13 protein-coding genes, 1 tRNA gene and 1 pseudogene are annotated in these 13,050 nt (G+C 72.3%); 2 read left to right on the top strand and 13 right to left on the bottom strand.

Features of this window, described 5'->3' with window-relative positions; translation table 11 throughout:
- Positions 1-33: 33 nt before the first annotated feature.
- A complete protein-coding gene (locus tag RQG84_RS12430; RefSeq protein WP_311210282.1) occupies positions 34-777 on the bottom strand; it encodes an NAD-dependent epimerase/dehydratase family protein in 744 nt (247 codons plus the stop codon).
- 89 nt (positions 778-866) lie between these two features.
- Between RQG84_RS12430 and RQG84_RS12425 the strand changes: the two genes are divergently transcribed.
- Entirely contained in the window at positions 867-1,250 is a 384-nt protein-coding gene (locus tag RQG84_RS12425; protein ID WP_311210281.1) for a DUF1304 domain-containing protein, read from the top strand.
- Here the strand turns inward: RQG84_RS12425 and RQG84_RS12420 are convergent.
- The 10 genes and pseudogenes from RQG84_RS12420 to RQG84_RS12375 all read right to left on the bottom strand — a co-directional run.
- The gene (locus RQG84_RS12420; protein WP_311210280.1) at positions 1,206-1,802 is read right to left on the bottom strand and encodes a dihydrofolate reductase family protein; all 597 of its coding nucleotides are present in this window, start codon (positions 1,800-1,802) and stop codon (positions 1,206-1,208) included. The genes RQG84_RS12425 and RQG84_RS12420 overlap by 45 nt on opposite strands.
- Positions 1,803-1,898: 96 nt before the next feature.
- A complete protein-coding gene (gene katG / locus RQG84_RS12415) occupies positions 1,899-4,094 on the bottom strand; it encodes a catalase/peroxidase HPI (protein ID WP_311210300.1) in 2,196 nt (731 codons plus the stop codon).
- 96 nt (positions 4,095-4,190) lie between these two features.
- Positions 4,191-4,607: a Fur family transcriptional regulator gene (locus RQG84_RS12410; RefSeq protein WP_311210279.1), complete on the bottom strand. Its 417-nt coding sequence runs from the start codon at positions 4,605-4,607 to the stop codon at positions 4,191-4,193.
- A gap of 72 nt (positions 4,608-4,679) precedes the next feature.
- Positions 4,680-5,174, bottom strand: coding sequence for a nucleoside deaminase (locus RQG84_RS12405; RefSeq protein ID WP_311210278.1), 495 nt, complete (start codon positions 5,172-5,174; stop codon positions 4,680-4,682).
- A 392-nt stretch (positions 5,175-5,566) separates the two neighbouring features.
- A tRNA-Ala gene (locus RQG84_RS12400) sits at positions 5,567-5,639 on the bottom strand.
- 75 nt (positions 5,640-5,714) lie between these two features.
- Complete coding sequence (locus tag RQG84_RS12395) at positions 5,715-6,359, bottom strand: histidine phosphatase family protein (protein WP_311210277.1); 645 nt, start codon at positions 6,357-6,359, stop codon at positions 5,715-5,717.
- Positions 6,356-6,715: a ribosome silencing factor gene (rsfS, locus tag RQG84_RS12390; RefSeq protein WP_311210276.1), complete on the bottom strand. Its 360-nt coding sequence runs from the start codon at positions 6,713-6,715 to the stop codon at positions 6,356-6,358. The genes RQG84_RS12395 and rsfS overlap by 4 nt, the downstream gene beginning before the upstream one ends.
- The gene (gene nadD, locus RQG84_RS12385) at positions 6,712-7,389 is read right to left on the bottom strand and encodes a nicotinate-nucleotide adenylyltransferase (protein WP_311210275.1); all 678 of its coding nucleotides are present in this window, start codon (positions 7,387-7,389) and stop codon (positions 6,712-6,714) included. The genes rsfS and nadD overlap by 4 nt, the downstream gene beginning before the upstream one ends.
- Positions 7,390-7,403: 14 nt before the next feature.
- The gene (locus RQG84_RS12380; protein WP_164468780.1) at positions 7,404-7,547 is read right to left on the bottom strand and encodes a hypothetical protein; all 144 of its coding nucleotides are present in this window, start codon (positions 7,545-7,547) and stop codon (positions 7,404-7,406) included.
- A gap of 61 nt (positions 7,548-7,608) precedes the next feature.
- Positions 7,609-8,859, bottom strand: a pseudogene (locus RQG84_RS12375) (glutamate-5-semialdehyde dehydrogenase); the annotation flags it as partial.
- Between the two features lie 60 nt (positions 8,860-8,919).
- Between RQG84_RS12375 and RQG84_RS12370 the strand changes: the two are divergent.
- Entirely contained in the window at positions 8,920-10,173 is a 1,254-nt protein-coding gene (locus RQG84_RS12370; RefSeq protein WP_311210274.1) for an endonuclease/exonuclease/phosphatase family protein, read from the top strand.
- Positions 10,174-10,311: 138 nt separating this feature from the next.
- Here RQG84_RS12370 and proB read toward each other — a convergent pair whose 3' ends face one another.
- Both proB and obgE read right to left on the bottom strand, forming a co-directional pair.
- Positions 10,312-11,400 carry a glutamate 5-kinase gene (gene proB / locus RQG84_RS12365; RefSeq protein WP_311210273.1) on the bottom strand — a complete coding sequence of 363 codons (1,089 nt, stop codon included), beginning with the start codon at positions 11,398-11,400 and terminating at the stop codon, positions 10,312-10,314.
- Complete coding sequence (gene obgE, locus RQG84_RS12360) at positions 11,397-12,977, bottom strand: GTPase ObgE (protein WP_311210272.1); 1,581 nt, start codon at positions 12,975-12,977, stop codon at positions 11,397-11,399. Before obgE ends, proB begins: the two co-directional genes overlap by 4 nt.
- Positions 12,978-13,050: the final 73 nt, after the last annotated feature.

Here is a 13,050-nt window from a genome sequence, read left to right as displayed (position 1 = left end):
GATCAGCGCAACCAACAGTCGACGTGAGGTGGCTCACCGGCGAGCCAGCCACTCCCGGAACTCCGGCCCCTCCCCCGCCGCGCCCGGGCTGCCGCGCAGCGCACCGGAGGCGATCCCCGCGCCGTAGGCGCCTGGCAGCGAGACCTGCACGACCCGGCCGCCGCGTCCGGTCGCCGCCAACCACTGCCGGGCGAGATCGGCGACCACCTCGTCGCGCGGTCCGACCAGGTCCGGCACCCGACCCTGCGGCCCGGCCTCCACGAGGTCGACCAGGCGCTCGGCCACGGTGTCCGCCGCCACCGGCCGGGCGAGGATCCGCGGCACGAGGGAGACGCTGCCGACGGAGGCGAAGCCCAGGGCCTGTTCGGCGAGCTCGTGCACCTGCGTCGCCCTCTGGATCGTCCACGGGACAGGGCCGGTGGCCACCATCCTCTCCTGCGCGAGCTTGCCTGCGTAGTAGCCCGCGTCGATGTCGTCGATGCCGACCACCGAGAGCGCCACGTGGTGCCCCACGCCGGCCCGGGCCCCCGCGGTGAGCAGCCTGCGCGTCACGGTGGTCGTGAAGCGCACCGCCGCACGTGCAGAGAGGGTGACGCCGTTGGTCAGGTCCACCACGGCGTGGGCTCCTGCGAGGGCGTCGTCGAGACCGGCCCTGCTCCGCCGGAGGTCGTGACCGCTGCCTCGGGACAGCACCGTCACGTCGTGGCCTCGCCGGCGAGCACGCTCGACGACCACCCGTCCGATGACCCCCGTACCGCCTGCGACGACGAGCTTCACGGCACCTCCTGCTCTCGGTGGACCGTACGCCCGCAGGGGTGCGCGGTGCCAGACCCCCGGCCGACACCTCGATCGGCGATGATGTCGCCATGCTCATCGTCGGCCTGGTCCTCGTGGGGCTCGCCGCCCTGCTGCACGTCTACATCTTCTGGCTCGAGTCGTTCGCGTGGACCTCGGCCCGCGGGCGGGCGACTTTCGGCACCACCGTCGAGGAGGCCCGGGCCACGCGGGAGCTGGCCTACAACCAGGGCTTCTACAACCTGTTCCTGGCTCTCGTGGCGGGCGCGGGTGTGGTCCTCGTGGCCGTCGACGAGACCGTCGTCGGGGCCACGATGGCGTTCGTCGGCGCGGGCTCGATGCTGGCCGCCGCCGCGGTGCTGCTGCTCTCGAGCCCGGACAAGGCCCGCGCCGCGATCACCCAGGGAGCGCTACCGCTGCTGGGCGTCGTCGGCCTGGCCCTGGGCCTGGCCTGACGCCTCGACGGAGTACACCAGCCGCGCGAACTGGCCCACGGCCGTGGCGCTGCGCAGCCGCAGGCGGGACGACTCCACACGGCGCGGAAGCAGCGGGGCGCCGCTGCCGAGCGTGACCGGGGCGACGGAGACCGCGATCTCGTCGAGCGCGTCGGCCTCGAGGAACTGAGCGGCGAGGTCCCCTCCCCCGACGACCCACACGTCGCGCCCCGCCGCGGCCTCGCGGATCCGCGGCAGCACGTCGGCGACGGCACCACGCACCAGGCGCACGTCGGCGCCGGCGGGCACGGGGAGGTCGCGGGTGGTGAACACGAAGGTGGGGCGGTCGCCGTGGAAGGCCTGCCACTTCTCCGGGTGCTCCAGCACGTCCTCGGTGCGCAGGAGCCACTCGTAGGTGCTGGACCCCTCCACCAGCACCGCCGCGTCGACCGGCAGGAGCCCCTCCTCGGGCTGCTCGCCGCCGTCGACGGCGAACAGCCAGTCGAGGGAGTGCTGCTCGTCGGCGATCCAGCCGTCGAGGCTCGTGGCCGTGTCGTAGACGATGCGTCCCATGCGGCGAGCGTAGGCGCGAGCTCCGACAGGCCGGTTCGACACGACGAAGGGCCCGGACCGTGGCGGTCCGGGCCCTTCAGAGGTCGCGCTCGACGATCAGCGCTGCACGTCGAAGCGGTCGGCCTCCATGACCTTGACCCAGGCCCCGACGAACTCGTCGACGAACGCGTCGGCACCGTCGTCGCTCGCGTAGACCTCGGCCACGGCGCGCAGCTCGGAGTTCGAGCCGAACACGAGGTCGGCGCGGCTCCCGGTCCAGCGCACCTCGCCGGAGGCGTCGCGACCCTCGTAGATGCCGGCCTCGGGATCGACCGAGGTCCAGGTGACGTCCATGTCGAGCAGGTTCACGAAGAAGTCGTTCGTGAGCGTGCCCGGACGGTCCGTCAGGACGCCCAGCGTGGACTGGTCGTAGGTGGCGCCGAGGGCGCGCAGACCGCCGACGAGGGCCGTCATCTGCGGGGCGCTGACGCCGAGCAGGTTCGCGCGGTCGACCAGCAGGTGCTCCGCCGGCAGCCGGTTGCCCTTGCCGAGGTAGTTGCGGAACCCGTCGGCACGCGGCTCCAGCCACTCGAAGGACTCGACGTCGGTGTGCTCGAGCGTGGCGTCGACGCGACCCGGGGTGAACGGGACCGCGATCTCACGGCCGGCCGCCTTGGCGGCCTGCTCGATGCCGACGCCACCGGCGAGGACGATCAGGTCGGCCAGCGACACCGAGGTGCCGGAGTCCGCCTGGATGCCCTCGAGGACGCCGAGCACCCGACGCAGCTCGCCGGGGTTGTTGACCTCCCAGCCGATCTGCGGCTCGAGGCGCACGCGAGCGCCGTTGGCACCGCCGCGCTTGTCGCTGCTGCGGAACGTCGAGGCCGAGGCCCACGCCGTGCTCACGAGGTCGGTCACGCTCAGGCCGGAGTCGGCGATGCGCTGCTTGAGGTCCGCGACCGCGACCTCGTCGAGCGGCGCACCGGTGGCCTCGGGCAGCGGGTCCTGCCAGATGAGCGTCTCGGAGGGGACCTCCGGGCCGAGGTAGCGCTGGATCGGACCCATGTCACGGTGCGTCAGCTTGAACCAGGCCCGCGCGAAGGCGTCGGCGAAAGCCGCCGGGTCGTCCTTGAAGCGGCGCGAGATCTTCTCGTACGCCGGGTCGACACGCAGCGCCAGGTCGGTGGTCAGCATCGTGGGCTTGCGGTTCGGACCACCGTGGGCGTCGGGGATGATCGCCTCGGCGTCCTTGGCGGTCCACTGCTTGGCTCCGGCCGGGCTCTCGGTGAGCTCCCACTCGTAGCCGAACAGGATCTCGAAGAAGTCGTTCGACCACTGCACCGGCTTGGTGGTCCAGGTGACCTCGAGGCCCGACGTGATGGTGTCGTTGCCGTGGCCGGTGCCGAAGGAGTTCTTCCAGCCCAGGCCCTGCTCCTCGAGCGAGGCGCCCTCGGGCTCCGCACCGACGTGGGCGTCGGGGTCGGCAGCACCGTGGGTCTTGCCGAAGGTGTGACCTCCCGCGATCAGGGCGACGGTCTCCTCGTCGTTCATCGCCATGCGGCCGAAGGTCTCGCGGATGTCTCGAGCCGAGGCCAGGGGGTCCGCACTGCCGTTGGGGCCCTCGGGGTTGACGTAGATGAGCCCCATCTGCACGGCGGCCAGCGGCTTCTCGAGGTCGCGGTCCCCGGAGTACCGGTCTTCGTCGCCGAGCCAGGTGGTCTCCGAGCCCCAGTACACGTCGGCGTCGGGCTCCCACACGTCCTCGCGTCCGCCGGCGAAGCCGAAGGTCTCGAAGCCCATGGACTCCAGCGCCACGTTGCCGGTCAGGACGATGAGGTCGGCCCACGAGAGGTTCTTGCCGTACTTCTTCTTGACCGGCCAGAGCAGGCGGCGGGCCTTGTCGAGGTTGGCGTTGTCGGGCCAGCTGTTGAGCGGGGCGAAGCGCTGCTGACCCGCGCCCGCGCCACCGCGACCGTCGTGCACGCGGTAGGTACCGGCGCTGTGCCAGGCCATGCGGACCATGAGGCCGCCGTAGTGGCCGAAGTCGGCCGGCCACCAGTCCTGGGACGTGGTGAGGACCTGCTCGATGTCGCGCTTGACCTCGGCGAGGTCAAGGGACTCGAAGGCGGCGGCGTAGTCGAAGTCCTCGCCGTGGGGGTTCGCGACGGCGGGGTTCTTCGCCAGGATCTTGAGGTTGACGCCCTCGGGCCACCAGACCTTGTTCGCGTCCTGGCGGGTGGGGTGGGGCAGCGACTCGTGTGCGACGGGGCAGCCGCCTCCGGCAGCGCCCTTGGCGTGGTCCGGCTCGTTCATCTCGCCGACTTCGGCGTCGGGCTTGTCGTGCTCGCTCACGTGGGTTCCTCTCACGGGGTTGGACAGGTCGGGCGGTCCGCGTCGATGACGCGGGAGTCAGGCGGTGCAGGAGGGGCAGGTGCCCCAGAAGATGACCTCGGCCTCGTCGATGACGAAGCCGTGGTCGGACGAGGGGACGAGGCAGGGGGCCTCGCCCGTGGCGCAGTCGACGTCGGCGATGTCGCCGCAGCCGCGGCACACCACGTGGTGGTGGTTGTCCCCCACGCGTCGCTCGTAGCGTGCGGCGTGGCCGTGCGGCTGGATGCGCCGGACGATCCCCACCTGGGTGAGGGCGGCCAGCGTGTCGTAGACCGCCTGGTGCGAGACGTCGGGGACGAGGGTCCGGGCGGCGTCGATGACGGTGGCGGTGTCGGCGTGCGGCGTCCGTTCGAGCGCGTCGAGGACGGCCACCCGGGGGCGCGTGACGCGCAGTCCCGCCCCCTTCAGGAGCTCGGGTGCCTCGATCGACGTCATGCCCCTGACTGTAGCCGCTTTCTTGAACGAGTCAAGAAACGACACGCGAACATCAGGTGCGCAGTGGGGTGCTCACCGCCGCGCGCGGTCACGGTCGACGCGGGCCCGGTGCAGCGCCTGCATCTCGTCGGCGAGCTCGGGGGCGGGACCGTCGACGGCGAGGCCGGGGACGACCTCGTCGGCCGCGAGCGTGGCGACGGCCGGCTCCGGCTCGCCCCACGCCTCCAGCCACTGCGTGAGCTGCGCGGAGCGCACCGCGGCGACGATCCGTCCGAGCCCCACCCACCCGTGGGCCGCCGCACACATCGGGCAGTGCTCCCCCGACGTGTAGACCGTGGCGGCGGCGCGCTCCTCGTCGGTCAGGTTCCGCGCCGACCACTGCGCGATAGCCAGCTCGGGGTGGCGCGTGTGGTCACCGTCCTTCACCCGGTTGCGGTCCTCGATCAGCACCTCGCCCGACGCCGACACCAGGAGCGAGCCGAACGGCTCGTCGCCGTCCTCGAGCGCCTCGCGCGCCAGCTCGACGCATCGACGCAGGTGGGTGAGGTCCGTGTCGGTCAGCGTCATGGGGCCATCATCGGCCAGGGCGCGCGTCCCCGCGCCACGGGATCGATCCGCCCCACGCCGCGTCCCGCCTCCCCGCCGCGGCGATGGGCCGTCAGAGGTAGGTGACGCACCGAACGACGCAGTCAGAGGTAGGTGACGCACCTGTCGAGACCGTCGAAAGGTACGAGACCTACCGCCGACACCCACGAAACGTGCGACACCTACCTCTGACCACCCGGACCGCGGCCCGAGAGCCCGACCGGTCCCCCTACCGACTGCCCGGTCGATGCCCTCTCGGGGCGCAGGTCCACGAGGAGCCGAGGAAGCGCAGCCGCAGGTCGTGCCCGGGTCCGCCGTCGCGGCTACGACGAAGACCCCCAGTCCAGAGGACTGGGGGTCTTCTCTCGTTCGAGTGGAGCATAGGAGATTCGAACTCCTGACCTCTTCCATGCCATGGAAGCGCGCTACCAACTGCGCCAATGCCCCTCGCGGGTGGTACCCGACCGGGTCGAGCACCGAGTGAACACTCTAGACCCTGCCGCGGAGCGACTCAAACCGGGGTCACTCGTCGTCGGACATGACCGGCTCGGGCAGCGTGCCGGCGTTCCACTCCGTGAGCCGCCAGCGCGTCCCGTGCGCCGGCGAGATCTGCTCGAGCGCGATCCAGGAGCAGTTCGAGAGCCCGGCGAACGTCCGCCACGTGGTCTCCGGAAAACCCAGGAACGTGCAGGCGCCGACCCGCAGCACCGCGCCGTGCGCCACGACCACGAGCGTCTGCTCGTCCTCCAACGACTCGAGCGCCTCGGTGAGCGCCTCCGCCAGGCGTGCGCCGGCCTCCGCGTGCAGCTCCGCCTGCGGGAACCGCTCCTCGCGGTCCTCCAGCATCGCCTTCATGAGCTCGGGGAAGCGGTCCCACGACTCGCGCCACGTGAGGCCCTCGCGCTCGCCGAAGTTCATCTCGCGCAGGCGCTCGTCGAGCTCGACGGGCACGCCGGTCACCCGCGACAGCTCCTCGGCCGTGTCGCGAGCCCGCTCGAGGTCGGAGCTGAGGATCCGCACCGGCCGGAGCGACGCGAGGCGTGCGGCGGCCGCCCGGGCCTGCTCGCGTCCGACGTCGTCGAGCGACGTGTCGGTCTGCCCCTGCACCCGGCCCGCGACGTTCCACTCCGTGCGCCCGTGGCGCCAGAGCACGACCCGACGCGTCATGGCGACGTGAGGCTGATGGTCGGGCAGTCGCTCCACAGACGTTCGAGGGCGTAGAAGGCCCGCTCCTCGCTGTGCTGCACGTGCACCACGAGCTCGGCGAAGTCGATGAGCACCCACCGGCCCTCCCGCTCGCCCTCGCGCCGCACGGGCTTGGCGCCGAGCTCCAGCAGCTTCTCCTCGATGGCGTCCTTCACGGCTCGCACCTGCGGCTGGTTGCTCGCGCTGCACAGCAGGAAGACGTCGGTGATGTAGAGCTGCTCGGATACGTCGAAGGCGAGGATCTCGGTGGCGAGCTTCTCGTCGGCGGCGCCAGCGGCGGCACGGGCGAGCTCGATCGCCCGGTCGGACGCGGTCATGGGGAGTCCTCGGAGTCGGGGTCGGTGCCCGGGACGGCCCCTGGGGGCGTCGCGGGGGGTGGGGAGTAGAGACGGTGCTTGCCGATGTACTGGACCACGCCGTCGGGGACGAGGTACCAGACCGGCTCGCCCGACGTGACGCGCACACGGCAGTCGGTCGACGAGATGGCCAGGGCCGGGATCTCGACGAGCGTGATGCGCTCGACGGGGAGCCCCTCCAGCGTCTGCTCGTCCATCTCGTGCCCGGGACGCGTGCAGCCGACGAAGTGCGCCAGCTCGAAGAGCTCCTCGTGGTCGCGCCAGGTGAGGATCGCCGCCATCGCGTCGGCGCCGGTGATGAAGTACAGGTCGGCGTCGGGCATGTCCGCGGCCAGGTCGCGGAGGGTGTCGATGGTGTAGGTGGGCCCGTCGCGGTCGATGTCGACCCGGCTGACCTCGAAGCGGGGGTTCGCCGCCGTGGCGATCACCGTCATGAGGTACCGGTGCTCGGCGGTCGAGACCTCACGGTCGGCCTTCTGCCAGGGACGACCGGTCGGCACGAAGACGACCTCGTCGAGGTCGAACCACGACTGCACCTCGCTCGCCGCCACGAGGTGGCCGTGGTGGATCGGGTCGAACGTGCCACCCATGACGCCGACGCGACGTCGTCGCGTGGGCAGGGGCTCGGCGACCACGGACCCTGACGTGCTCAGGAGTGCTCGCGACCCTTGCCGAAGGCCAGCAGCGCGAACAGCAGGATCAGCAGGATCGCGAGGGCGACACCGCCGATGATGTACGGGTTGATGTGGCCGCCCTCGGCGGACTCTTCGGCTGCGACCAGGAACTCGAGCATGGTCGCAATCTACCAGCGCGGGCAGGGCGGGCCGACGTGGTGGTGCCCGACCCCGTGATGCTCAGCGCACGTGGCCGTCGCCGGTCACCACGTACGTCGTGGTCGTCATCTCCTGCAGGCCCATCGGGCCGCGTGCGTGCAGCTTCTGGGTGGAGATCCCGATCTCGGCCCCGAAGCCGAACTCGCCTCCGTCGGTGAACCGGGTCGACGCGTTGACCATCACGGCGGCCGAGTCGACCCCCAGCGTGAACCGTCGCGCCGCGTCGATCGACCGCGTGACGATCGCCTCGGTGTGCCCCGACGACCAGGTGCGGATGTGCTCCACCGCGTCGTCGAGGGAGTCGACCACCGCGGCGGCGATGTCGAGCGACAGGTACTCGGTGGCCCAGTCGTGGTCGGACGCCGCCAGCACGCCCGGCACGGCGGCGAAGGCCGCGTCGCCGTGGACGGTCACGCCCGCCGCCTGCAGGGCCTCGGTGACGCGCGGCAGGAACTCCTCGGCCACGTCGCGGTGCACGAGCAGCGACTCCGCGGCGTTGCACACGCTGGTGCGGTGGGTCTTGGCGTTGAGCACGATGTCGAGCGCCATGTCGAGGTCGGCGTCGGCGTCCACGTAGACGTGCACGTTCCCGGTCCCTGTCTCGATGACCGGCACGGTCGACTGCTCGACGACGGTGCGGATCAGCCCGGCTCCCCCGCGCGGGATCACCAGGTCGACGAGCCCACGTGCCTGCATCAGCTCCGTGGCGCTGGAGCGGTCGTGGGCGGGAACGGCCTGGACCACGTCGGTGGGCAGACCGGCGGCGGCGATCGCGTCGCGCATGACGTCGACGATCGCGGCGTTGGACCGCGCCGCCGACCGGGACCCGCGCAGCAGCGAGGCACTGCCGGCCTTGAGACAGATGGCAGCAGCGTCGGCGGTGACGTTGGGTCGGCCCTCGTAGATCATCCCGATGACGCCCATGGGCACACGGATCTGCTCGAGTCGCAGACCGTTGGGCAGCGTGGACCCGCGGACGACCTCGCCGACGGGGTCGGGAAGGGCGGCGACGTCGCGCACGCCCTGCGCGAAGGCCGCCACCCGGTCGGCGTCCAGGAGCAGGCGGTCGATCACGTTCTCGGGGGTGCCGTCGGCACGGGCGGTCTCGACGTCGGCCGCGTTCTCGGCCACGATCCGCTCGGTGGCGTCGACGAGCGCATCGGCCATCGCGAGCAGGGCAGCGTCCTTCTGCGCCCGCGACGCGAGGGCGAGGGTCCGGGCGGCGGTCCGTGACCGCCGGGCGAGCTCGTGCACCTGTTCCTTCACGCCCCGATCGTAGCGAGCGCGGGGGACGTCACCCGTCGTTCACCCGCGCCTGGAACAGTGCCGCGCATGACTCGGGGACCCTTCACCACGCGCGGCGGGCGCGCACCGGCACGACGCCTCGCCCTCGCTCTCGCCCTCGTCCTGGGCGGTACCGTCCTGGCCGTGCCCTCCACGTCGTCGCCCGCCGAGGCCCGCGGCAGCGGCCACCACGGTCCCGGCCACGAGCCGACGGTGCGGTTCGCGACGTTCAACGCCTCGCTCAACCGGCCGGCCGAGGGCGACCTGCGGCGCGACCTGACCACCGACGCGAACACCCAGGCACGGTCGGTCGCCGAGACGATCCAGCGCACCCGGCCCGACGTGCTGGTGCTGCAGGAGGTCGACCACGACCCGGAGGCGCTGCGCCTGTTCGAGCGGAACTACCTGGCGCGCGGCTGGAACGGGGCGGAGCCGATCCGCTACCGGTACACGTTCACGGCGCCGGTCAACACGGGCGTCCCGACCGGGCTCGACCTGAACGGCGACGGGACGACCGACGGTCCCGACGACGCGTACGGCTTCGGCGCGTTCCCCGGCCAGTACGGCATGGCGGTGCTGAGCCGCTACCCGATCGACGCGAAGCGGATCCGCACGTTCCAGAAGCAGCTCTGGAAGGACATGCCCGGGAACCGCATGCCGACCGGCTACTACTCCCCCGAGGCCGTCGACGTCCTGCGCCTGTCGAGCAAGTCCCACTGGGACGTGCCCGTGAAGGTCGGCCGTCGGTCGGTCCACCTGCTCGTCAGCCACCCGACGCCGCCGGTCTTCGACGGTCCCGAGGACCGCAACGGCCGTCGCAACGCCGACGAGATCCGGTTCTGGGCGGACTACGTCGGCTCTCCTCGCCAGGCGCGCTGGATCAGGGACGACCGCGGGCGGCGCGGGGGCCTCTCCCCCGCCGCCTCGTTCGTCGTCGCCGGCGACCTGAACTCCGACCCCGTCGACGGCGACTCCCTCCCGGGTGCCGCGAACCAGCTGCTCGACCTGCCCCGCGTGAACACGTCGGTGACGCCGTCCAGCGAGGGTGCCGTGGAGGCGGCCCGGCTGCAGGGCGGGGCGAACGACGCGCACCGCGGCGACCCGAGGTTCGACACCGCCGACTTCGCGGAGCCGCCGGGCAACATCCGAGCCGACTACGTGCTGCCGAGCCGGGACCTGCGCATCCGCGACGCCCGCGTCTTCTGGCCCAGGCAGGCCGACCCCCTGTCACGGCTCACCGGCACGTTCCCGTTCCCGGCCTCGGACCACCGGCTCGTCTGGGTCGACGTCGACCGGCCCTGACGCCCGGGGACGCAGGATTCTGCGTTCCCGCGCGACGGACCGAACGATGCTGCGTCAGCGACCGGATCCCGTCACGAACGCAGCATCGATCCGCGCTTCGCTCACGAAGCCAGAATCGTGCGTGCCCCGCGGGTCGGGTCAGAGGACGACGAGGTCGTCACGGTGCACGACCTCGCGCTCGTAGTCCGCGCCCAGCTCGGCGGCCAGCGCGTGCGTGGACCGGCCGATGAGGCTGGGCAGCTCCCCGCTGTCGTAGTTCACGAGTCCGCGGGCCACCGCCTGGCCGTCGGGCCCCACGACGTCGACCGGCTCCCCGGCACCGAACTCGCCACTGACCCCGACGATGCCGGCCGGCAGCAGGGAGGCCTTGCGCGAGGTCAGGGCGGCGACCGCTCCGGCGTCGACGTGCAGCTGGCCCTTGGTCTCGCTCGCGTGCGCGAGCCACAGCAGCCGCGTGGGCCGACGTCGGCCCGTGGGGTGGAAGCGCGTGCCCACCGCCTCGCCCGCGACGGCCGCACCGGCCCGGTCGGCCCGGGCCAGCACCACCGGGATGCCCGCACCCGTGGCGATCCGCGCGGCCTCGATCTTGGTGACCATGCCGCCGGTACCGACCTTCGACCCGACGCGCGCGACGTCGACCTCGAGGAGGTCCTCGGGTCCGTGCACGTCGGGGATCGGCTGTGACGTGGGCAGCGACGGGTGGCCGGTGAAGAGACCGTCGACGTCGGAGAGCAGCACCAGCAGGTCGGCGTGCACGAGGTGCGCCACCAGGGCCGCGAGCCGGTCGTTGTCACCGAAGCGGATCTCGCTCGTGGCCACCGTGTCGTTCTCGTTGACGACCGGCAGCACACCCAGCTCGTGCAGCTTGGCGAACGTCTGGTGCGCGTTTCGGTAGTGGCTGCGGCGGGTCACGTCGTCGACGGTCAGCAGGACCTGGCCCACCGTGATGCCGTGGGCGGCGAACCGCTCGGAGTAGTGCGCCACGAGGGCACCCTGGCCGACGCTGGCCGCGGCCTGCTGCGTCGGCAGGTCCCTGGGACGGGTCGTGAGCCCCAGAGGCCCCAGGCCGGCCGCGATGGCACCGGAGCTGACCAGCACCACCTCGTCGCCCGCTCGCCGGGCTGCGGCGAGGGCCTCCACCACGACGTCGACCTTGGCCGGGTCGAGGTGGCCGGTCGACGACGTCAGCGACGACGAGCCGACCTTGACGACGACCCTCCGGGTCATGCCCCCGTGCCCTCGGTGTCCGTGTCCTCGTCCTCGGAGGTCCAGTCGGGCTCCTCGCCGCGCTCGCGCAGCTCGCGGAACTCGGCCTCCTGCGCCCGCTTGGCGGCCAGCGCCTCGCGACGCTCGACGTTGGTGCGCCGGTCGTCGCGGTCCAGGCGCTGGTCCTCACCACGACGACCCAGCATCTCGGCACCGGCCTCGATCGTGGGGTCGAAGTCGAAGACGACCGCGTCCTCCCAGCCCAGGTCGGCCGTGCCGCCGATGACGACGTCGTCGCCGGGCTCGGCACCGAGCTTCGCGAGGCTGGCCTCCACACCGAGGCGAGCGAGGCGGTCGGCGAGGTAGCCCACCGCCTCGTCGTTGCTGAAGTCGGTCTGGCCCACCCAGCGGGTGAGCTTGGCGCCACGCACGATCCACTGCTGCTGGCCCTCGGGGCCGCGGCGCTGGTCGACGGTGAACTCCTGGCCCACGCCGGCCTCGGCCTGGGGGCGCAGCACGATGCGGGTGATCTCCTGCGAGGGCGCGTCGGCGCGACGGCGCGCGACGATCTCGGCCATGGCGAACGACAGCTCGCGCAGCCCGGCGTGGCTGGCGGCGGAGACGTCGAACACGTCGTAGCCGCGCTCCTCGAGGTCGGCGCGCACGAACTCGGCGATCTGGGCGGCGTCGGGGACGTCGGTCTTGTTGAGCGCCACCAGCCGCGGGCGCTCGAGCAGGTCCTTGCCGGTGGCACCCTCGGCCAGGCCGTCGGCGTAGGCACGCAGCTCGGCCTCGATGACGTCGAGGTCGCTCAACGGGTCGCGGCCGGGCTCCACCGTCGCGCAGTCGACGACGTGCACGAGGGCCGCGCACCGCTCGACGTGGCGCAGGAAGTCGTGACCGAGGCCGCGTCCCTCGCTGGCGCCCTCGATGAGACCGGGCACGTCGGCCACGGTGAACGTGGTCGACCCCGCGGTGACGACGCCCAGGTTCGGGACCAGGGTGGTGAACGGGTAGTCGGCGATCTTGGGCCGGGCACGTGAGAGGGCGGCGATGAGGCTGGACTTGCCGGCGCTGGGGAACCCGACGAGACCGATGTCGGCCACGACCTTGAGCTCCAGCACGATCGTGCGCTCCTGGCCCGGCTCACCCTTGAGGGCGAAGCCGGGAGCCTTGCGCTTGGCCGACGCCAGGGCCGCGTTGCCCAGACCACCTCGGCCGCCCGCGGCGATGACGAGCTCGGTGCCGGGGCCCACGAGGTCGGCGAGCACCTCGCCGGTGCCGTGCTCACCGCCGGAGCGCACCACCGTTCCGTCGGGGACCTTCAGCACGAGGTCGCCACCATGACCACCACTGCGGTTGCCGCCCTCGCCCGGCGCACCGTTGCCGGCCTTGCGCTTCGGCTCGTGGTGGTAGTCCACGAGCGTGGTCACGTCGGCCGAGACCCGCAGGATGACGTCGCCACCGTGACCGCCGTTGCCGCCGTCGGGCCCGCCGAGCGGCTTGAACTTCTCGCGGTGCACCGACGCGATGCCGTGCCCGCCGTTACCGCCGACGACGTGCAGCGTCACGCGGTCGACGAAGGTGGGGACGGCCATCGGGTGCTCCTGGGAACGGGGGTGGGAGGGAGGTGCAGGGACGTCGAAGGGGTGGCCCGCATGCGCGGACCAC

The organism is Aeromicrobium sp. WCS2018Hpa-31 (genome assembly GCF_031843905.1).
Classification (GTDB): domain Bacteria; phylum Actinomycetota; class Actinomycetes; order Propionibacteriales; family Nocardioidaceae; genus Aeromicrobium.
This window is presented reverse-complemented; position numbering and strand designations above follow the sequence as displayed.

Bases quoted from the DNA above. Each gene is read 5' to 3' on its own strand.
- RQG84_RS12370 (WP_311210274.1), top strand. From the start codon at position 8,920: ATGACTCGGGGACCCTTCACCACGCGCGGCGGGCGCGCACCGGCACGA.
- RQG84_RS12410 (WP_311210279.1), bottom strand. From the start codon at position 4,607: ATGACGTCGATCGAGGCACCCGAGCTCCTGAAGGGGGCGGGACTGCGC.
- proB (WP_311210273.1), bottom strand. From the start codon at position 11,400: ATGACCCGGAGGGTCGTCGTCAAGGTCGGCTCGTCGTCGCTGACGTCG.
- RQG84_RS12420 (WP_311210280.1), bottom strand. From the start codon at position 1,802: ATGGGACGCATCGTCTACGACACGGCCACGAGCCTCGACGGCTGGATC.
- obgE (WP_311210272.1), bottom strand. From the start codon at position 12,977: ATGGCCGTCCCCACCTTCGTCGACCGCGTGACGCTGCACGTCGTCGGC.
- RQG84_RS12380 (WP_164468780.1), bottom strand. From the start codon at position 7,547: ATGCTCGAGTTCCTGGTCGCAGCCGAAGAGTCCGCCGAGGGCGGCCAC.
- rsfS (WP_311210276.1), bottom strand. From the start codon at position 6,715: ATGACCGCGTCCGACCGGGCGATCGAGCTCGCCCGTGCCGCCGCTGGC.
- RQG84_RS12405 (WP_311210278.1), bottom strand. From the start codon at position 5,174: ATGACGCTGACCGACACGGACCTCACCCACCTGCGTCGATGCGTCGAG.
- RQG84_RS12395 (WP_311210277.1), bottom strand. From the start codon at position 6,359: ATGACGCGTCGGGTCGTGCTCTGGCGCCACGGGCGCACGGAGTGGAAC.
- RQG84_RS12425 (WP_311210281.1), top strand. From the start codon at position 867: ATGCTCATCGTCGGCCTGGTCCTCGTGGGGCTCGCCGCCCTGCTGCAC.
- katG (WP_311210300.1), bottom strand. From the start codon at position 4,094: ATGAACGAGCCGGACCACGCCAAGGGCGCTGCCGGAGGCGGCTGCCCC.